16 protein-coding genes are annotated in these 18,726 nt (G+C 71.6%); 13 read left to right on the top strand and 3 right to left on the bottom strand.

Translation table 11 applies throughout. The features are described from left to right. Positions 1-92: 92 nt before the first annotated feature. From AB0G59_RS14375 to AB0G59_RS14355, 5 genes are all read left to right on the top strand, one after another. A complete protein-coding gene (locus tag AB0G59_RS14375) occupies positions 93-1,616 on the top strand; it encodes a leucyl aminopeptidase (RefSeq protein ID WP_360911396.1) in 1,524 nt (507 codons plus the stop codon). A 279-nt stretch (positions 1,617-1,895) separates the two neighbouring features. Further along, positions 1,896-3,284 (top strand): dihydrolipoyl dehydrogenase, encoded by a 1,389-nt coding sequence (gene lpdA / locus AB0G59_RS14370; protein WP_360911394.1) that lies wholly within the window; start codon positions 1,896-1,898, stop codon positions 3,282-3,284. A 49-nt stretch (positions 3,285-3,333) separates the two neighbouring features. After that, positions 3,334-5,109 carry a 2-oxoglutarate dehydrogenase, E2 component, dihydrolipoamide succinyltransferase gene (gene sucB / locus AB0G59_RS14365; RefSeq protein WP_360911392.1) on the top strand — a complete coding sequence of 592 codons (1,776 nt, stop codon included), beginning with the start codon at positions 3,334-3,336 and terminating at the stop codon, positions 5,107-5,109. Between the two features lie 135 nt (positions 5,110-5,244). Then, a complete protein-coding gene (locus tag AB0G59_RS14360; RefSeq protein ID WP_360911390.1) occupies positions 5,245-5,868 on the top strand; it encodes a GntR family transcriptional regulator in 624 nt (207 codons plus the stop codon). Between the two features lie 192 nt (positions 5,869-6,060). Further along, the gene (locus tag AB0G59_RS14355; RefSeq protein ID WP_360911388.1) at positions 6,061-7,026 is read left to right on the top strand and encodes a WYL domain-containing protein; all 966 of its coding nucleotides are present in this window, start codon (positions 6,061-6,063) and stop codon (positions 7,024-7,026) included. On the opposite strand, the gene AB0G59_RS14350 is transcribed toward AB0G59_RS14355, so the two are convergent. Continuing rightward, on the bottom strand, positions 7,017-7,946 hold the full coding sequence (locus AB0G59_RS14350; RefSeq protein WP_360911386.1) for an SDR family oxidoreductase: 930 nt from the start codon (positions 7,944-7,946) through the stop codon (positions 7,017-7,019). The two genes, AB0G59_RS14355 and AB0G59_RS14350, sit on opposite strands and share 10 nt — an antisense overlap. A gap of 186 nt (positions 7,947-8,132) precedes the next feature. Between AB0G59_RS14350 and AB0G59_RS14345 the strand changes: the two genes are divergently transcribed. The 3 genes from AB0G59_RS14345 (at position 8,133) to AB0G59_RS14335 (ending at position 11,056) form a co-directional block, all read left to right on the top strand. Beyond that, complete coding sequence (locus AB0G59_RS14345; protein ID WP_360911565.1) at positions 8,133-8,651, top strand: DUF4240 domain-containing protein; 519 nt, start codon at positions 8,133-8,135, stop codon at positions 8,649-8,651. A gap of 11 nt (positions 8,652-8,662) precedes the next feature. Beyond that, positions 8,663-9,559: a TIGR01777 family oxidoreductase gene (locus AB0G59_RS14340; RefSeq protein WP_360911384.1), complete on the top strand. Its 897-nt coding sequence runs from the start codon at positions 8,663-8,665 to the stop codon at positions 9,557-9,559. Positions 9,560-9,736: 177 nt separating this feature from the next. After that, positions 9,737-11,056 carry an NAD(P)/FAD-dependent oxidoreductase gene (locus AB0G59_RS14335; RefSeq protein ID WP_360911382.1) on the top strand — a complete coding sequence of 440 codons (1,320 nt, stop codon included), beginning with the start codon at positions 9,737-9,739 and terminating at the stop codon, positions 11,054-11,056. 277 nt (positions 11,057-11,333) lie between these two features. Here the strand turns inward: AB0G59_RS14335 and AB0G59_RS14330 are convergent, their stop codons facing one another. Continuing rightward, complete coding sequence (locus AB0G59_RS14330; protein WP_360911380.1) at positions 11,334-12,791, bottom strand: regulator; 1,458 nt, start codon at positions 12,789-12,791, stop codon at positions 11,334-11,336. A gap of 255 nt (positions 12,792-13,046) precedes the next feature. Here AB0G59_RS14330 and lipB point away from each other — a divergent pair, with 255 nt between their 5' ends. The 4 genes from lipB (at position 13,047) to AB0G59_RS14310 (ending at position 16,222) form a co-directional block, all read left to right on the top strand. Continuing rightward, entirely contained in the window at positions 13,047-13,844 is a 798-nt protein-coding gene (lipB, locus tag AB0G59_RS14325) for a lipoyl(octanoyl) transferase LipB (protein ID WP_360911378.1), read from the top strand. Between the two features lie 97 nt (positions 13,845-13,941). Continuing rightward, the gene (lipA, locus tag AB0G59_RS14320) at positions 13,942-14,895 is read left to right on the top strand and encodes a lipoyl synthase (protein WP_071965480.1); all 954 of its coding nucleotides are present in this window, start codon (positions 13,942-13,944) and stop codon (positions 14,893-14,895) included. A 372-nt stretch (positions 14,896-15,267) separates the two neighbouring features. Beyond that, complete coding sequence (locus tag AB0G59_RS14315) at positions 15,268-15,528, top strand: hypothetical protein (RefSeq protein ID WP_360911375.1); 261 nt, start codon at positions 15,268-15,270, stop codon at positions 15,526-15,528. Between the two features lie 10 nt (positions 15,529-15,538). Continuing rightward, entirely contained in the window at positions 15,539-16,222 is a 684-nt protein-coding gene (locus AB0G59_RS14310) for a DUF4191 domain-containing protein (RefSeq protein WP_071965482.1), read from the top strand. Positions 16,223-16,326: 104 nt separating this feature from the next. Here the strand turns inward: AB0G59_RS14310 and AB0G59_RS14305 are convergent, their stop codons facing one another. Next, positions 16,327-16,794: an RDD family protein gene (locus AB0G59_RS14305; protein ID WP_360911373.1), complete on the bottom strand. Its 468-nt coding sequence runs from the start codon at positions 16,792-16,794 to the stop codon at positions 16,327-16,329. Between the two features lie 198 nt (positions 16,795-16,992). On the opposite strand from AB0G59_RS14305, the gene glnA reads away from it, so the two are divergent. After that, positions 16,993-18,402: a type I glutamate--ammonia ligase gene (gene glnA, locus AB0G59_RS14300; RefSeq protein ID WP_071965484.1), complete on the top strand. Its 1,410-nt coding sequence runs from the start codon at positions 16,993-16,995 to the stop codon at positions 18,400-18,402. Positions 18,403-18,726: the final 324 nt, after the last annotated feature.

Raw genomic sequence — 18,726 nt, 5'->3', positions numbered from 1 at the left:
GCGGCAAGAGCGCGGCGCATACGATGCGCAGGGTGCGGCCGGCCCACCACCCATCGGCCGAAATATCAACGGAAGTAGGGACACCCACCACCGTGACTGCTCTGACTCTCAGCACTTCCAGCGCGGCGACGCTGCGCGCGGACGCCATTGTCGTCGGTGTGGCGAAGGGCCCGAAGGGTCCCGTCGTCGCCCCCGGCGCGGAAGCCGTGGACAAGGCGTTCGACGGCAAGCTGGCCACCGTCCTGGAGACCCTCGGCGCCGGTGGCGGCGAGGGCGAGGTCACCAAGCTGCCCGTCCTGTCCGGCCTCAAGGCCCCGGTCGTGCTGGCGGTCGGCCTGGGAGACCAGCCCGCCAAGGGCGACGGCTTCGCCGAGGAGACGCTGCGCCGCGCCGCCGGCACCGCCGCCCGCGCGCTGACCGGCACCAAGAAGGCCGCGTTCGCCCTGCCCGTCGAGGACGCGGAGTCCGTCGCCGCCATCGGTGAGGGCGCGCTCATGGGCGCGTACGCCTTCACCGCCTACCGCGGCAACGGTGCGGCGAAGAAGGACGCCAAGAGCGCCCCGCTCGCCGAGGCCGTGATCCTGGGCGCCAAGCCCCGCGACAAGGCGTTCAAGGCCGCCGCCGAGCGCGCCGCCGCCGTGGCCGCCGAGGTCAACCGCGCCCGCGACCTGATCAACATGCCCTCCAACGACCTCGACCCGAAGTCGTTCGCCGCCGAGGCCCAGGCCGCGGCCAAGGAGTTCGGCCTCAAGGTCGAGGTGCTGGACGAGAAGGCGCTGCTCAAGGGCGGTTACGGCGGTCTGATGGGCGTGGGCCAGGGCTCCGCCACCCCGCCGCGCCTGGTGCGTCTGGCCTACACGCACCCCAAGGCGGAGAAGACCCTCGCCCTGGTCGGCAAGGGCATCACCTACGACTCGGGCGGCATCTCGCTGAAGCCGGCCGGCCACAACGAGACCATGAAGTGCGACATGGCCGGCGCCGCCGCCGTCTTCGCCGCGGTCGTGGCCGTCGCCCGCCTGGGCCTGAAGGTCAACGTCACGGGCTGGCTGGCGCTCGCCGAGAACATGCCCTCCGGCAACGCCACCCGTCCGGGCGACGTGCTGAAGATGTACAGCGGCAAGACGGTCGAGGTGCTCAACACCGACGCCGAGGGCCGCCTGGTCCTGGCCGACGCCCTGACCCGCGCCTCCGAGGAGAACCCGGACGCGATCGTGGACGTCGCCACCCTCACGGGTGCCATGGTCCTCGCGCTCGGCAACCGCACCTTCGGCGTGATGGCCAACGACGACGCGTTCCGCACCTCGCTGTACGAGATCGCCGAGGAGGTCGGCGAGCAGGCGTGGCCGATGCCGCTCCCCGCCGAGCTGCGCAAGTCGATGGACTCCCCCGTGGCCGACCTCGCCAACATGGGTGAGCGCATGGGCGGCGGCCTGGTGGCCGGCCTCTTCCTGCAGGAGTTCGTGGGCGAGGGCATCGCCTGGGCGCACCTGGACATCGCGGGCCCGGCGTTCCACGAGAGCGCCCCGTACGGCTACACCCCCAAGGGCGGCACCGGCTCCTCGGTGCGCACCCTGGTCCGGCTGGCCGAGCGCACGGCCGACGGCGACCTCGGCTGATCCCCCGGCGGTGGCGGCGGCCCCGGGAATGACCCGGGGCCGCGCTGCGTTCGCTCTCGACGAAAACACACATTCCTACGCACTGGTAACCCTCGAAGGTGACGCATCAGTCGTCGCCGAGCCCCAGCCCGGCGTCCCGCCGTCCGTCAACAAGTGCGAAGATGTTGTCTCGGCAGGACAGGGCCCACCCATCACAGGGCCGAAGCAAAGCGGCCGTACGACAGCCGCCGACCGGTCACCGACGACCGGTCCGGCGCACCCATGCATGGAGGACGTGACGTGGCGAACGACGCCAGCACCGTTTTCGACCTAGTGATCCTCGGAGGCGGTAGCGGCGGTTACGCCGCTGCCCTGCGCGGAGCGCAGCTGGGTCTCGACGTCGCCCTGATCGAGAAGGACAAGCTGGGCGGCACCTGCCTGCACCGCGGCTGCATCCCCACCAAGGCTCTGCTGCACGCCGGCGAGATCGCCGACCAGGCTCGTGAGGCCGAGCAGTTCGGTGTCAAGGCCTCCCTCGAGGGCATCGACATCGCGGGCGTCCACAAGTACAAGGACGACGTGATCTCGGGCCTGTACAAGGGTCTGCAGGGCCTGGTCGCCTCCCGCAAGGTCACCTACGTGACCGGCGAGGGCCGCCTGTCCTCCCCGACGTCCGTCGAGGTGGGCGGCCAGACCTACACCGGCCGCCACGTCCTGCTGGCCACCGGCTCCGTGCCGAAGTCGCTGCCGGGCCTGACCATCGACGGCGACCGCGTCATCTCCTCCGACCACGCGCTGGTCCTGGACCGCGTGCCGAAGTCCGCGATCGTGCTGGGCGGCGGCGTCATCGGCGTCGAGTTCGCCTCCGCGTGGAAGTCCTTCGGCGTCGACGTCACCATCGTCGAGGCGCTTCCCCACCTCGTCCCGGTCGAGGACGAGAACAGCTCCAAGCTGCTGGAGCGCGCCTTCCGCAAGCGCGGCATCAACTTCTCCCTCGGCTCCCGCTTCTCGGGCGTGGAATACACGGCCGACGGTGTGAAGGTCTCCCTGGAGAACGGCAAGACCTTCGAGGCCGAGCTGCTGCTCGTCGCCGTGGGCCGCGGCCCGGTCTCCCAGGGCCTGGGCTACGAGGAGGCCGGGGTCGCGATGGACCGCGGCTACGTCCTGGTCGACGAGTACATGCAGACCAACGTGCCGACCATCTCGGCCGTCGGTGACCTCGTCCCGACCCTCCAGCTCGCGCACGTCGGCTTCGCCGAGGGCATCCTGGTTGCGGAGCGTCTGGCCGGTCTCAAGCCCGTGCCGGTCGACTACGACGGCGTGCCCCGCGTCACGTACTGCCACCCGGAGGTCGCTTCGGTCGGTATCACCGAGGCGAAGGCCAAGGAGCTGTACGGCGCCGACAAGGTCGTCGCTCTGAAGTACAACCTCGCGGGCAACGGCAAGAGCAAGATCCTGAAGACCGCGGGCGAGATCAAGCTCGTCCAGGTGCGGGACGGTGCCGTGGTCGGCGTCCACATGGTCGGCGACCGTATGGGTGAGCAGGTCGGCGAAGCCCAGCTGATCTACAACTGGGAGGCGCTGCCGGCCGAGGTCGCGCAGCTCATCCACGCGCACCCGACGCAGAACGAGGCTCTGGGCGAGGCCCACCTGGCCCTGGCCGGCAAGCCGCTGCACTCGCACGACTAAGTCCCGAGCGCACCACCATCCGCACTATTCGTAAGGAGCAACCGCAACCATGGCGGTTTCCGTAACCCTGCCGGCGCTCGGCGAGAGCGTGTCCGAGGGCACCGTCACCCGTTGGCTCAAGGCCGAGGGTGAGCGCGTGGAGGCCGACGAGCCGCTGCTCGAGGTCTCCACCGACAAGGTCGACACCGAAATCCCGGCCCCCGCGTCCGGCATCCTGGCCCACATCAAGGTGGCCGAGGACGAGACGGTCGAGGTCGGCGCCGAGCTGGCCATCATCGACGACGGCGCCGGTGCCCCGGTCGCCGCGCCGGCTCCGGCCGCCGCCGAGGCCCCGGCCCCCGCCGCCGCGCCCGAGGCCGCTCCGGCCCCGGTCGCCGAGGCCCCCGCAGCCCCGGCGCCCGCCGCCGAGGCTCCCGCCCCCGCAGCCGCCCCGGCCGCTGTCTCCGGCACCGACGTCGTGCTGCCCGCGCTGGGCGAGTCGGTCACCGAGGGCACCGTCACCCGCTGGCTGAAGGAGGTCGGCGAGGAGGTCTCGGAGGACGAGCCGCTGCTCGAGGTCTCCACCGACAAGGTCGACACCGAGATCCCGGCGCCCGCCTCCGGCGTGCTGCTCGAGATCGTCGTCGGTGAGGACGAGGTCGCCGAGGTCGGCGCCAAGCTCGCCGTGATCGGTGCCGCCGGCGCCGCTCCGGCCGCCGCCCCGGCTCCGGCCGCCCCGGCCCCCGCGCCGGTCCAGGAGGCCCCGGCCGCTCCGGCTCCGGTCGCCGCCCCGGCCGCCCCCGCCGCTCCGGTCGCGCCCGCCGCCCCGGCTCCGGCTCCGGTCGCCGCCCCGGCGCCGGCCGCTCCGGTCGCCCCGGCTGCTCCGGCCGCCCCGGCCCCCGCCGCCCCCGCGGCGGACGGCGCCTACGTCACCCCGCTGGTGCGCAAGCTCGCCGCCGAGTCCGGCGTCAACCTGAGCACCGTGCAGGGCACCGGCGTCGGTGGCCGCATCCGCAAGCAGGACGTCATCGCCGCGGCCGAGGCCGCCAAGGCCGCGCCGGCTCCGGCCGCCGCCGCCCCGGCTGCCGCCGCCCCGAAGGCCCCGGCCCTCGCGGCGTCCCCGCTGCGCGGTCAGACGGTCAAGATGCCGCGCATGCGCAAGGTCATCGCCGACAACATGATGAAGGCGCTGCACGGCCAGGCGCAGCTGACCTCCGTGGTCGAGGTGGACATCACCAAGATCATGCGGATGCGCAACAAGGCCAAGGACGCGTTCGCGGCGCGCGAGGGCGTCAAGCTCTCCCCGATGCCGTTCTTCGTCAAGGCCGCCGTCCAGGCGCTGAAGGCCCACCCGGTCATCAACGCCCGGATCAACGAGGACGAGAACACCATCACCTACTTCGACTCCGAGAACGTCGGCATCGCCGTCGACTCGGAGAAGGGCCTGATGACCCCGGTCATCAAGGGTGCGGGTGACCTCAACATCGCGGGCATCGCGCGCAAGACCGCGGAGCTGGCCGGCAAGGTCCGTTCCAGCAAGATCAGCCCGGACGACCTGGCCGGCGCGACCTTCACGATCAGCAACACCGGCTCGCGCGGTGCGCTGTTCGACACGGTCATCGTGCCCCCGAACCAGGTCGGCATCCTGGGTATCGGTGCGACCGTCAAGCGCCCGGTGGTCATCAACCACCCGGAGCTCGGCGAGACCATCGCGATCCGCGACATGACGTACCTGGCGCTGTCCTACGACCACCGCCTGGTGGACGGTGCCGACGCGGCCCGCTACCTGACCACGGTCAAGCAGATCCTCGAGGCCGCCGAGTTCGAGACCGAGATCGGTCTCTGACCCGAACGCCCCTGAGGTAAAGCGCTGAAGGGCGCGGCCCCGGTTCCGTACTCGTACGGGCCGGGGCCGCGCCCTTCGGCTTGCCGGGCCGGACGTCGATAATGACGTTCCCGGCAGATCCGACCAAGGAGAGAAATGACCCCGCCCGTCGTCCATTCGCTGCGCGAGCAGATCCGCGAGCACATCCTCGAGGGGATCGTCAGCGGGCGCTGGCAGCCGGGCGAGCGGATCGTGGAGCGGCGGATCGCCGCCGAGCTGCTGGTGAGCCAGACCCCGGTGCGCGAGGCGCTGCGCGAGCTGGAGTCGCTGCGGCTGATCGAGTCCGCGCCCAACAAGGGCGTGCGGGTCCGCGACCTGACCGCCGCCGACCTCAAGGAGAGCTACCCGGTCCGGGCCGGCCTGGAGCAGGTGGCCGCCGAGCTGGCCGCGGACGCCCTGGCCGAGGACGTCTCGGCGCTGGAGCGGGAGGTGGCCGCGCTCGAGGTGGCCGACCGCGCCGGAGACAGCGAGGCGCAGGCGCGCCACACGGTCGCCTTCCACCGCGAGATCGTGCGGGCCGCGGGGAACTCCGTGCTGCTGCACACCTGGGAATCCCTGGGCATCGAGGTGTGGACGACGCTGTCGATCCGCTGGCTGAGCCCGGAGCCCCGCTCCCACGCCGAGGACCACGCGGAGATCGTGCGGGCCTTCCAGCGGCGCGACCCGGCCATCGGCGAGCTCCTCAAGCGGCACGTTCTCAGCTGCGCGCCACGAATCTGACCTGCAGCCATTGATCGATCATCGATCAAAGGCGTATCGTCTGCGCCGGAGCCGCACCGCGCCGCCCTGTCCTGTGACGCGGAACGGCTCAGGGGTGACGACAGGACCCCGCGCGCTCGTCCATGCCCTGGCTCGGCACGCGGGCTCCTGTCGTCACGCCCCGTTGTCACTGCCCCCCGGCATCATGGGGTCATGCGCGCGGCCCGTCTGATCAAATTGGTGCTCCTGCTCCAGTCCCGCCCGTCGATGACCGGCACCGAGCTGGCGAGCCGGCTCGAGGTCTCGGAGCGTACGGTCGCCCGGGACGTCCTCGCGCTGTCCGAGGCCGGAGTGCCCGTCTACGCCGACCGCGGCCGCGCCGGCGGCTATCGCCTGATCGGCGGTTACCGCACCCGGCTGACCGGCCTGGGCCGGACGGAGGCGGAGGCCCTCTTCCTGTCCGGTGTGCCGTCCGCGCTGCGCGACATGGGCCTGGCGGACGTCGCCTCCGCCGCCCGGCTGAAGGTCTCCGCCGCGCTCCTGCCCGAGCTGAGCGACGCCCCCACGAACGCGGCCCAGCGCTTCCATCTGGACGCCCCCGGCTGGTGGCATCCCCACGACGCGCCCGCCCTGCTGCCCGCGATCGCGGACGCGGTCTGGGACGACCGCCGCATGGCCGCCCGCTACCGGCGCCGTGAGGGCGAGGTGGAGCGGGACCTTCAGCCGTACGGCCTGATCCTCAAGGCCGGCGTCTGGTATCTGGCGGCCCGCACCGGCGAGGACTTCCGCGTCTACCGCGTGGACCGCTTCACCGCGGTGACCGTGGGCGAGGAACGCTTCCGCCGCTCGGCCGACTTCGACCTGCCCGCCTTCTGGGAGGAGCGGGCGGCGCAGTTCGCCCGCTCGATCCTGCACGACCGCGTGGAGCTGCGCCTGACCGTCGAGGGAGCGCGCAGGCTGCCGCACGTGACCGACCGCGCGGCGGCGCGGGAGGCCCTGGCGGCGGCCGGGGAGCCGGATGCGCTCGGGCGCCTCACGCTCTCGCTGCCGGTGGAGTCGTCCGAGGTGGCGTACGAACAGCTGCTGGCGCTGGGCCCGGAGGCGGAGGTGCTGGGGCCGCCGGAGCTGCGCGAGCGGTTCGCGCGCGCGGCGGCCCGGTCCGCCGGTCTCTACCGGTAGTCCTCGGGGGTGCCGTCCGCGCCGTCGAGGACGACGTCCTGGAAGTACCCGAAGGCGTCGGGCCGGGAGCCGTCGGTGTCGGTGAAGCCGTAGACCTTGGCCAGCTGACCGCTGGAGAGGGACTGGCCGTTCCACCGGGCCCGCTCCGGGTCGGTGGCCAGGGCGACCAGGGCCCGGCCGATGTAGACCGGGGACTCGGCGACGGCGAAGTGCGGCTGGACCTTCACCGCGTCCCGCCACGTCTCCTCCGTGACCCCGAAGTGGTCGAGCATCTGCTCCGAGCGCAGGAACCCGGGGCTGAGGCAGACGGCGGTGCAGCCGTAGCCCTTGAGCTCCTCGGAGAGCCCGAAGGCCATGCGGATGGGCGCGTACTTGGCCAGGTCGTAGAAGAGGTTCTCCCGGTAGGTGCGGTTGAACTCCTCCGTGCCGTCGGTGATCTCCACGAGCAGCCCGCCCGGCCGCCTGATGAGCAGGGGCACGGCGAAGTGGCTGGTGATGGCGTGCGTGTCCGTGGAGAGCCGCAGCATCCGCAGCCCCTTCTCCAGGTCCACCTCCCACACCTTCTTCTCGAACTCGATCAGGTGATCCCCGCCCCACACGTCGTTGACGAGCACGTCCAGCCGCCCGTGGTCGCGGTCGATGCGCTCGACCAGCGCCCGGACCTGCCCGGGCTCCAGGTGGTCGGTGGGTACGGCGATGCCCGTGCCGCCCGCGGCAGTCACCAGCTCGGCGGTCTCCTCGATGGTCTCGGACCGGCCGACCTCGCTGCGATGCGCCCGCGTGGAACGCCCCGTCACATAGACGACGGCGCCCGCGGCCCCCAGTTGCACGGCCATGGCCCGCCCCGCGCCCCTCGTGGCACCCGCGACCAGCGCCACGGTCTGCGCCAGCGGCTTGTCTGCACTCTTCGATGCGGTCACGAAACATCTCCTCTTCCCCGGCGTCCCCGGTCTTCGACGACTGCCACGACGGTCGCACCGATACCGGACACCTTCTGTCGTGATTTTCCGGCGATCGCGAATCGGACTCACCGATAACAACACGGCCGCATCCGGCTCCCTGGAGGTGCGTGGCCCTGCGGCAGGGCCGATGCTGGTCCCGTGATGATGGACGAGACGGAGTTCTGGGAGCTGATCGACAGCGCACGCGAGACCGCCGAAGGAGACCCCGAGGACCAGGCCGACGCCCTGGTCGAGAAGCTGATGCAGCTCGACCCGGACGCCGTGCTCGACTTCGCCCGGCACTTCGAGGCCCGGTACAACCGCGCCTACCTCTGGGACCTGTGGGGGGCCGCGGCCGTGCTGCTGGACGGCGCGAGCGACGACGTCTTCGACTACTTCCGCTGCTGGCTGATCGGCCAGGGCAGAGAGGTCTTCGAGGGCGCGGTGCACGAACCGGACACGCTCGCGGACCTGCTGGACGACTTCGACCCGGACGTGGACGGCGACGGCGAGGACCTGGGATACGCGGCGGACGAGGCGTACGAGCAGCTGACGGGCGCCGAGACCCCCGACCTCGGCCTGCCGCCCCAGCCGTCCGAACCGCTCGGCACACCCTTCGACATGGAGTCCGAGGACGTGCTGGCCGAGCGGTTCCCGCGGCTCTGGGAACGGTTCAGGGCCTGACGGGGGGACTCATGCGCGTCGCGATCACCGGTTCGGGCGGCCTCATCGGGAGGGCGCTCGTACGTTCGCTGGAGTCCGACGGCCACCGGGTGGTGCGCCTGGTGCGCCGCCCGCCCCGCCACCCGGACGAAGTCGAGTGGGACCCCGCCCGCCAATGGGTGGACACACGACGCCTCGCCGGCTGCGAGGCGGTGGTGCACCTGGCCGGTGCCGGGGTGGGCGACCACCGCTGGACGGAGGCCTACAAGAAGGAGATCCGTGACAGCCGGGTCCTGGGCACCGCGGCGATCGCCGAGGCCGTGGCGTCGCTGGACACCCCGCCGCGCGTCCTGCTCAGTGCGAGCGCGACCGGCTTCTACGGCGACACCGGAGACCGGCCGGTGGACGAGAGCACCCCGCCCGGCGACGGCTTCCTCGCCCGGGTCTGCCAGGACTGGGAGGAGGCGACGGGCGCCGCCACGGAGGCGGGCGTACGCACCGTCCTGCTCCGCACCGGCCTGGTGGTCTCCCGCGGCGGCGGCGCCTGGGGCCGCCTCTTCCCGCTCGTCAAACTCGGCCTCGGGGGGCGGCTGGGGAGCGGACGGCAGTACTGGAGCTTCATCGCCCTGCACGACCACGTCGCCGCCCTGCGCCACCTCCTGGACTCCCCCGCCCTCTCCGGCCCGGTCAACCTCACCGCACCGCACCCCGTCACCAACCGCGAGGCCACCGAGGCGACGGGGCGCGTGCTGAAGCGCCGGACACCCTTCCCGGCGCCCGCTCCGGCGCTCAGGCTGGCACTGGGCGAGATGGCCACGGAAGTCCTGGCCAGCTGTCGTGTCCTGCCGCGGCGACTGCTGGACTCGGGCTTCGACTTCGCGTACCCGGACATCGAGAGCGCCGTACGCGCGGCGCTGGACAACAGCTGACGCACCCGCCCCCCGCTCCGGAACGGCGATGTGTGCGACCACCGTGCGACCATGCTCGCCCCGTGCGCGACTGTTATTGACCGGATTTCTCTCTACGGTCGAGGCGAACTCGCGCATCGCCGCCGCCGGTTGAGGGCATCAGGCCCCCGAGCGAGCGGACCGACCCCGGGAGGGCACGTGCTCAGCAGCGCACGCACCGCACACCACGCTGACGTCGTCATCGTGGGAGCCGGCCTCGCCGGCCTCTCTGCGGCTCACCATCTCATCAGCGCCGGGGTGACCGTCACCGTCCTGGAGGAAGCCCCGTGCCCCGGCGGGCGCATGACGACCGATGAGGTCGACGGCTTCCACCTGGACCGCACGGGCCAGTTGCTCAACACCTCGTTCCCGGAACTTCTGCGCACCCCCGGGCTGGAGGCGCTCAAGCTGCGCCCCTTCACCCCCGGGGTGCTGGTCCACACCGACGGCCGCAACCACCGCACCGGCGAACTCCGCGGGGCCAAGCGCGCGTTCACCACCGCCCGCGCCTTCGCGGCGGCCCGCGCCTCACGGAGCGCCGGCCTCGATCAAGCGCGGCTCGGCGCGGCACTGGCCCGCCTCGCCTCGCTGCCCATCGACCGGATGCTGGCCCGCCCGGACCGCCCCACGGCCGCGACCCTGAGCAGCCGGGGCCTGCCGACGCGCACGGTGGAGGGCTTCCTGCGCCCCCTCCTGGCCTCGCTCCTGTCCGACCCGGACCTCACCACGTCCAGCCGCTGCGCGGACCTGGTCCTGCGCGGCTACGCCCGCGGCCGCCTCTGCCTCCCGGCGGGCGGCGCCGGCGTCATCCCCCGCCTCCTGACGGCCCAGCTGCCGCAGGACACGGTGCGTACGGGCGTACAGGCCACGTCCGTGGGCACGACGTCCGTCGGCACGGCGGCGCACGGGCAGATCACCTGCCGCTCCGTCGTCGTGGCCACTGGCGCCCGCGCCGCCGCCGAACTGATCCCGGGCCTGCGCCTGCCGGGCTTCCACCCGGTGACGATCCTGCACCACACCACCGACGCGCCGCCCCTGCGCGACGCGTCCCTGATCCTCACCGGCGGCCGCCGGGGCCCGGTGGCGCACACCACGGTGGCCAGCGAGGTCGACCCCGACCGCGCGCCCCTGGGCAGGTGCCTGATCACGTCCACGATCCTGGGCCCGGCGGCGTCCCTGCCCACGCCCGAACTGGACCGGGCGGCCCGGGCCCAGCTGGCCCGGGTCTACAACACCCCGACCACCGCCTGGCACCTCCTGGCCGCCCACCACGACCCCGACGCGGTCCCCGCCATGCCGGCTCCCCATGACGTGCGCCGCCCGGTCCGGCTCCTGTCGGGGCTCTACGTCTGCGGCGACCACCGCGACACCAGTACGGTGCAGGGGGCCCTGTTCTCGGGTCGGCGGGCCGCGCAGGCGGTCCTGCGCGACCTGGGCATCCGCCCGGGGTACGGGGCGCAGGCGCTGCGGGCGGCGTAGCCGGCCACCCGGCACGTGAGCGGGGCGGGTGCAGGCCGGTGGTTCCGTTGTGCCCACCCTCCCCCAGCTACCGCTGGGAGGTGCCCCCAGCCCTGCGGAACGATTGCCCACAACGGGCCGGAGGGGCCGGGGCGGGGTGGGTCCTGGCAGGGGGCGTAAGGGTTATTTGCGGCGGCATGCGGGGCGCCGAATCCGGGCACCCCACCCGCCGTAAATAATCCAGCCCCCAGAAGGACCCACCCCGCCCCGGCCCCGCCCCACGAGAACGAGCCCGGCCTCAGAGCCCGGCAACCTTCTCCCGATAGGCCCGAACGGCGGCGGCATCCCGATACGGCTCCAGCCGCCGCTCGAAGTCCCGCACGTACTCCAGCGCCCGTACCGACCGCATGTCCGCCGCCTGCTGCGCCGCCTCGGCCCCCAGCAGGCACGCCTGCTCCAGCTCGCCCAGCCCCAGCCGCGCCGACGCCAGCACCACCCGGCAGAACAGCCGCGACCGCGCATACGCGGGCGACCGCAGCTGCAGCGACCGCTCCGCGTGCTGCGCAGCCGCCCGGTACTGCTGCAGATCCCGGTGGCAGTGCGCGAACTCGTCCGCGAGCTGCGCCTCGTCGAAGAACCGCGCCCAGTACGGCACGTCGTCCCCCGCCCGCGACGTCTCCAGCGCCCGCTCCGCCCGCGCCAGCGACGCCGAGCACGCCCGGACCTCGCCCAGCACCCCGTGCCCGCGCGCCTCCACCGCGTGCAGCAGCGACTGCACGACCGGCGGGGCCCCGGAGCCCACCCCCTGCTGCGCCACCCGCGCCAGCTGCACGGCCTCGCGCCCGTGCCCGAGGTAGACGGCCTGCCGGCTCATGGTGACGAGCACATAGCTGCCGTACGCCCGGTCCCCGGCGGCCTGGGCGAGCCGGAGGGCCTGCACGTAGTACCGCTGGGCGAGCCCGTGCGCGGCGATGTCGTAGGAGGTCCACCCGGCGAGCCGGGTCAGGTCCGCGGCCGCCCCGAAGAGCCGCCGCCCGGTCGTCTCCCCGTACGTGCCGCGCAGCATCGGCTCGGTCTCGTGCTCCAGATAGCGCACGAGGGCCTGCCGGGCATGCCCGCCGCCGTAGGCGTGGTCGATGGTCCGGAAGAGCTCTCCCACGGACCGCAGGGCGGCGATGTCGCCCATGGAGACCCGGCTGCCGGGGGCCCGCTCGACGAGCCGCTGGCGCGGCAGGGACACGGGCCCGCCGCGCGCCTGCAGCGGAAGGCGCGCGCCCTCGGCCGAGGGCGCGGGGCTCGCACCGCGCGCCACCCGTTCGTCCGCACGCCCGATGAGCCAGTCCCGGCTCGGCACCACGAGCCCGGCCGGAGTGAAGGCGATCTTCCGTAGCTCGGTGTGGCTGCCCGAGTCCTTGCGCCACAGGCCGCTGACGATGTCAATGGCTTCTTCCGGCGACGCGGCGAATTCCAGCCCGGCGTACACGGGGGCGCACGCGTCCAGCCCGAGGTCCTGCGCGGACAGCCGCCGCCCGAGCCGCCGGGTGAACACCTCGGCGATCAGCGCGGGGGTGGTGCCGCGCGGCTGCTGCCCGCGCAGCCACCGTGTCACCGACGTCTTGTCGTACCGCAGGTCGAGCCCGTGCTCGAGCCCGAGCTGGTCCACCCGGCGGGCCAGACCCGCATTGGAAAAGCCGGCCTCCGCGATGAGCGCAGCGAGCTGACGGTTGGGGATGCGCTGTGGGGGTCGTTCCGTCATCAGCCTGCCGGTCTCCCTGGATCTTTGTTCCTGGAACGGCGTGAACTTAGCGGCCCCCGCCGCCCCGATCGCCACCTTCGCCCCGCATTCATCCGATCGTGTGAGGACAGATCAAATGGCCCCGGAGGGTCACTCCGGGCGACGGCCGCCTGCGGGGTTGTCGAAGCCCCGCCGTACAGTGGCAAGGGCGTGACCCACGCCGGGACAGACCACGGCAGGCCGAGAGACGACCTGCCGGTTCGAGGAGGAGCTGCCGTGACTGAGCTGCGCTTTGTCCACCTGGGCTTCGGCGCCGACGCCGTCGAGTACCAGGAGGCGTGGCAGGAGCAGCGGAGGGTCCACTCGGCCCGGTTCGCGGACGAGATTCCGGACACGTGTCTGCTGCTGGAGCACCCGGCGGTCTATACGGCCGGACGGCGCACGGAGGACAGCGAGCGCCCCCTGGACGGCACCCCGGTCGTGGACGTGGACCGCGGCGGCAAGATCACCTGGCATGGCCCGGGCCAGCTCGTCAGCTACCCGATCCTCAAGCTCCCCCGCCCGGTCGACGTCATCGCGCATGTGCGCCGCCTGGAGGAGGCGCTGATCCGCACCTGCGCGGAGCTCGGTCTGGAGACGACCCGGGTGGAGGGCCGCAGCGGCGTCTGGGTGCTGGGCGACCCAGTGGACCGGCGCCCGGCGATCGGCGGCCTGAGCCTGGACTTCGACCCGAGGCTGACGGACGAGGAGTTCGATCCCCGCCTCAACGGCCCGGAGTACGCCCCGTCCAACGCCGGCCAGCGCCGCGAGGACCGCAAGCTGGCGGCCATCGGCATCCGGATCGCCAAGGGCGTCACGATGCACGGCTTCGCGATCAACTGTGACCCGGACAACACCTGGTTCGACCGCATCGTCCCCTGCGGCATCCGCGACGCCGGTGTGACCTCGCTCTCCAATGAGCTGGGCCGGAAGGTGTCCGTGGCCGAGGTGGTTCCCCTGGTGGAGAAGCATCTGCGGGAGATCCTCGAATCCGAGGAGCCCCTCCCCCGGGCCGTAGAGGCCCAGGCCAGCTGACGGCCCCGCCCTGCTGAAGGGCGGCGCCGTCAGGGCAGAGGAAATAACGGGCGTACCCTGGTGTTCGCCGAGGAATCGAAGTCATAGGGAGCCGGACGTGTCCGCTGTCGCACCCGACGGACGCAAGATGCTGCGCTTGGAGGTCCGGAACGCCCAGACCCCCATCGAGCGCAAGCCCGAGTGGATCAAGACCCGGGCGAAGATGGGCCCCGAGTACACCGAGCTGCAGGGCCTGGTGAAGCGCGAGGGCCTGCACACGGTGTGCCAGGAGGCGGGCTGTCCCAACATCTACGAGTGCTGGGAGGACCGCGAGGCCACGTTCCTCATCGGCGGCGACCAGTGCACCCGGCGCTGTGACTTCTGCCAGATCGACACCGGCAAGCCGCAGGCGCTGGACCGCGACGAGCCGCGCCGCGTGGGCGAGTCCGTCGTCGCGATGGACCTGAACTACGCCACGATCACCGGCGTCGCGCGCGACGACCTCCCGGACGGCGGCGCCTGGCTGTACGCCGAGACCGTGCGCCAGATCCACCAGCAGACCGCCGGCCGCGAGGGCGGGCACACCAAGGTCGAGCTGCTGGCCCCCGACTTCAACGCGGTGCCCGAGCTGCTGGAGGAGGTCTTCGCCTCCCGCCCCGAGGTCTTCGCCCACAACGTCGAGACGGTCCCGCGCATCTTCAAGCGGATCCGCCCGGGCTTCCGCTACGAGCGCTCGCTCGAGGTCATCACCAAGGCGCGCGCGTACGGCCTGGTGACCAAGTCCAACCTGATCCTCGGCATGGGCGAGACCCGTGAGGAGATCAGCGAGGCGCTGCAGGACCTGCACGACGCGGGCTGCGACCTGATCACGATCACCCAGTACCTGCGCCCGTCGGTGCGCCACCACCCGGTGGAGCGCTGGGTGAAGCCGCAGGAGTTCGTGGAGCTGAAGGAGGAGGCGGAGGAGATCGGCTACGCCGGTGTCATGTCCGGCCCGCTCGTCCGCTCCTCGTACCGCGCGGGACGCCTGCACCAGCAGGCGATTGAGCGGCGCAGCCGAGCTGAAGCGTAGGTTGAGGGTCCGCCCGAGGAACGAGGGCAGACCCTCGGCCGCAGCGGAAGCGAGGCGGAGCGCGACCAAAAGGGCGGAGAAGCGCGAGGCGGCGGCTTCCAGCCAGGCGGTCTGAGGCGGCCGGCACGGCCGTGACCGTCACCCGAATGGCCCTGACGCGGCCCGCACCCCCGGCGACGAGCCGGGACGGTGCGGGCCGCGTCAACGTTTCATAGGTGTTTGACCAACAGGTCATCCATTGGTAACACCGTTCAGTGACGATAGGTGTACGCACAGCAGTACGACACGGCACGAACAGCAGTGCGCCCGTACAGCCAGCACAGAGCCACACCCTCCACGCCTGACCTTTTCCGCTTCCGAGGGGACACCGACATGCAGGCCGCGCCCGGTAACGCAGTCTTGGCGACCGCCACCCGCGCCTCTTCCGCTCTGCCTTCCACGCTCTCCGTACGCCCCCCGTCCGTCACCGGCGCCCTGCGCGCACTGGAAGAACTGCTGATGCGCGGCGGCCAGCGCACGGCCCGCCGAAATGCCTGGACAGCGGTACTGGAGGACCGCCGCAGGGCCAAGGACCGCCGCGAGGCACAGCATGTGCTGGAGGCCGTGGCCGCCCCCGGTCCGCAGGCGACGTAAACTGCGCCGTATGGCGAGGAAGGAAACATCCGAGAACCCCGGGCGACTGAAGCAGATCGCCCTGACCTACAAGATGACCAAGAAGGTCGACTCGAAGGTCGGTCTTGTCGTCGCGGCTGTGGGCATTGTCACCTTCGGTGTACTCCTTGCCATCGGCTTCTGGATCGACCACCCGATTTACCTGGGCATCCTGGGCTTCCTGCTGGCGTTCCTCGCGATGGCGATCGTCTTCGGACGACGCGCCGAGCGCGCTGCCTTCGGGCAGATGGAGGGCCAGCCGGGAGCGGCCGCCGCGGTGCTGGAGAACATCCGCCGCGGTGGCTGGACGACGACTCCCGCGGTCGCGATGAACCGCAGCCAGGACGTCGTCCACCGGGCCGTCGGCAAGGCCGGCATCGTCCTGGTCGGCGAGGGCAACCCGAACCGGGTCAAGGCCCTGCTGGCCGCCGAGAAGAAGCGCATGGCGCGCATCGTCGCGGACGTGCCGGTGCACGACATCGTCGTGGGCGACGGCGAGGACCAGGTGTCGCTGAAGAAGCTGCACACCACGCTGCTGAAGCTGCCGCGGGTGCTGCCGGGCGCACAGGTGACGGCCGTGAACGACCGGCTGCGTGCGCTGGGCGACCTGATGAGCAACATGCCGATCCCGAAGGGTCCGATGCCCAAGGGCAGCCGGATGCCGAAGGGCCGCTGACCGCGAAACCCCGAACCGTACGACGAAGGGGCTGGCGGGAACCGTATGGTTCCCGCCAGCCCCTTCGTCATGCGCGTCGTCATGCGCGCCGCGCCGGAGCCGCGCTAGATCCGCACCTGGACGGCCCGGGCGAAACGGTCGTGCAGCCCGCGCGTGTCGCGGTCCCAGACCACGGCCGGCACGACGAGCAGCAGCAGGACGCTGCGCAGCAGCACCCGGGGCAGGGACAGCCGGGCGCCGTCCTCGCCGATGACCCGCAGGCCGAGCAGGCGCTTGCCGGGGGTGCAGCCGATCGTGCCGACGGTGAGCAGGCTGAGCACCAGGAAGACCAGCAGGGCCCAGTTGCCCGCTCGCTGCGGGTCACCGCCCGCGAGAAAGCCGTATGCGATCAGCATGGAGAGCGCCCAGTCGATGGCGAGGGCCCCGACGCGCCTCCCGAGCGGGGCGATGGCCCCGGGCCCGCTCTCCGGCAGCCCCAGGCGCTCGCCCCGGTGGCCGAATTCGATCCCCATGTCCTCCGCGGCCGCGCGGGGCCCGGAGAGCCATGATCCGATTGCTTGCCTGTTGTCCACCCATCAAAGGTACTGCGGCCCCATACGTTCCCCGGCGCCCGGGTCGACCCCTACCGCGCGGCGGTTAACCTCGGCGAAACAAATGGGTCATGCTTGGGAAATCCCGTCTCTCTAGGGTCGGCCGCAGCGCGCCATTGCGATACGGACCGCGCACCCAAGCAATCCCCGACCGCGTTCGGCCGGGCTAGGAGGAGTTGGATGTTCCAGAACGCCGACGAGGCCAAGAAGTTCATCAAGGATGAGGACGTCAAGTTCGTCGACGTCCGATTCTGCGACCTGCCTGGCGTGATGCAGCACTTCACGATCCCGGCCGCGGCCTTCGACCCGGACGAGGAGCTGGCGTTCGACGGCTCGTCGATCCGTGGCTTCCAGGCCATTCACGAGTCCGACATGGCGCTGCGCGCGGACCTGTCCACGGCTCGTATGGACCCGTTCCGCCGCGACAAGACGCTCAACATCAACTTCTTTATCCACGACCCGATCACGGGCGAGCAGTACAGCCGTGACCCGCGCAACATCGCCAAGAAGGCCGAGGCCTACCTCGCCTCCACCGGCATCGCGGACACCGCGTTCTTCGGCCCCGAGGCCGAGTTCTACGTCTTCGACAGCGTGCGCTTCAACACCGCCGCGAACGAGTCCTTCTACCACATCGACTCCGAGGCCGGCGCCTGGAACACCGGTGCGGTCGAGGACAACCGCGGTTACAAGGTCCGCTACAAGGGCGGCTACTTCCCGGCCCCGCCGGTCGACCACTTCGCCGACCTGCGCGCCGAGATCTCCCTCGAGCTGGACAAGGCCGGCCTGCAGGTCGAGCGCCAGCACCACGAGGTCGGCACGGCCGGCCAGGCGGAGATCAACTACAAGTTCAACACGCTGCTCGCCGCGGCCGACGACCTGATGCTCTTCAAGTACATCGTGAAGAACGTCGCCTGGCGCAACGGCAAGACCGCGACCTTCATGCCGAAGCCGATCTTCGGTGACAACGGCTCGGGCATGCACGTCCACCAGTCGCTGTGGAGCGGCGGCGAGCCCCTCTTCTACGACGAGCAGGGCTACGCGGGCCTGTCCGACACCGCCCGCTACTACATCGGCGGCATCCTCAAGCACGCCCCGTCGCTGCTGGCGTTCACCAACCCCACGGTGAACTCCTACCACCGTCTGGTCCCCGGCTTCGAGGCCCCGGTCAACCTGGTCTACTCCCAGCGCAACCGCTCCGCCGCGATGCGCATCCCGATCACGGGCTCGAACCCGAAGGCCAAGCGCGTCGAGTTCCGCGCCCCGGACCCGTCCTCCAACCCGTACCTGGCCTTCTCGGCCCTGCTGCTGGCCGGTCTGGACGGCGTCAAGAACAAGATCGAGCCGGCCGAGCCGATCGACAAGGACCTCTACGAGCTCGCCCCCGACGAGCACGCGAACGTCCCGCAGGTCCCGACCTCCCTCCCGGCCGTCCTCGAGGCCCTGGAGCAGGACAACGAGTACCTGCAGGCCGGCGGTGTCTTCACCTCCGACCTCATCGAGACCTGGATCGACTACAAGCGCACCAACGAGATCGCCCCGATCCAGCTGCGCCCGCACCCGCACGAGTTCGAGATGTACTTCGACATCTAAGGGTCACCGCGCGCCGGTCCCGGCGTGAGCGTTCCGAGCCCCGTCACCGCCCATCGGGCGGCGGCGGGGCTCGTCGCATGACGTCGACTTCGCACGGCCGGCTTCGCACCGCTCGGTTTTTACCTCGATCCTGCGGAATACCTATTTTCGCCGGCATAGACATTCCAAGTCGGCAGGACTAGAATTTCCGCCTGCTCAAGGAAGCCGTCACGCATGACCGATACGAATCCGCCGCGCACCGCGCGGCGGCACAGCGGGTTCCCTTGAGGCGCCCAGAAGAGGTGCAAGTGACCCGAGAAGCGAAGCCGGGCGTCACCGACCGGT

The sequence above is a fragment of the Streptomyces sp. NPDC021096 genome, from assembly GCF_040641275.1.
Classification (GTDB): Bacteria; Actinomycetota; Actinomycetes; order Streptomycetales; family Streptomycetaceae; genus Streptomyces.
Note: the sequence above shows the minus strand (reverse complement) of the source record. Positions and strands in the feature narration are given on the sequence as shown.

Excerpts from the sequence above, each read along its gene's own strand:
- sucB (WP_360911392.1), top strand. The coding sequence starts at position 3,334 with ATGGCGGTTTCCGTAACCCTGCCGGCGCTCGGCGAGAGCGTGTCCGAG.
- AB0G59_RS14360 (WP_360911390.1), top strand. The coding sequence starts at position 5,245 with ATGACCCCGCCCGTCGTCCATTCGCTGCGCGAGCAGATCCGCGAGCAC.
- AB0G59_RS14355 (WP_360911388.1), top strand. The coding sequence starts at position 6,061 with ATGCGCGCGGCCCGTCTGATCAAATTGGTGCTCCTGCTCCAGTCCCGC.
- AB0G59_RS14345 (WP_360911565.1), top strand. The coding sequence starts at position 8,133 with ATGGACGAGACGGAGTTCTGGGAGCTGATCGACAGCGCACGCGAGACC.
- AB0G59_RS14340 (WP_360911384.1), top strand. The coding sequence starts at position 8,663 with ATGCGCGTCGCGATCACCGGTTCGGGCGGCCTCATCGGGAGGGCGCTC.
- AB0G59_RS14330 (WP_360911380.1), bottom strand. The coding sequence starts at position 12,791 with ATGACGGAACGACCCCCACAGCGCATCCCCAACCGTCAGCTCGCTGCG.
- AB0G59_RS14315 (WP_360911375.1), top strand. The coding sequence starts at position 15,268 with ATGCAGGCCGCGCCCGGTAACGCAGTCTTGGCGACCGCCACCCGCGCC.
- AB0G59_RS14310 (WP_071965482.1), top strand. The coding sequence starts at position 15,539 with ATGGCGAGGAAGGAAACATCCGAGAACCCCGGGCGACTGAAGCAGATC.
- glnA (WP_071965484.1), top strand. The coding sequence starts at position 16,993 with ATGTTCCAGAACGCCGACGAGGCCAAGAAGTTCATCAAGGATGAGGAC.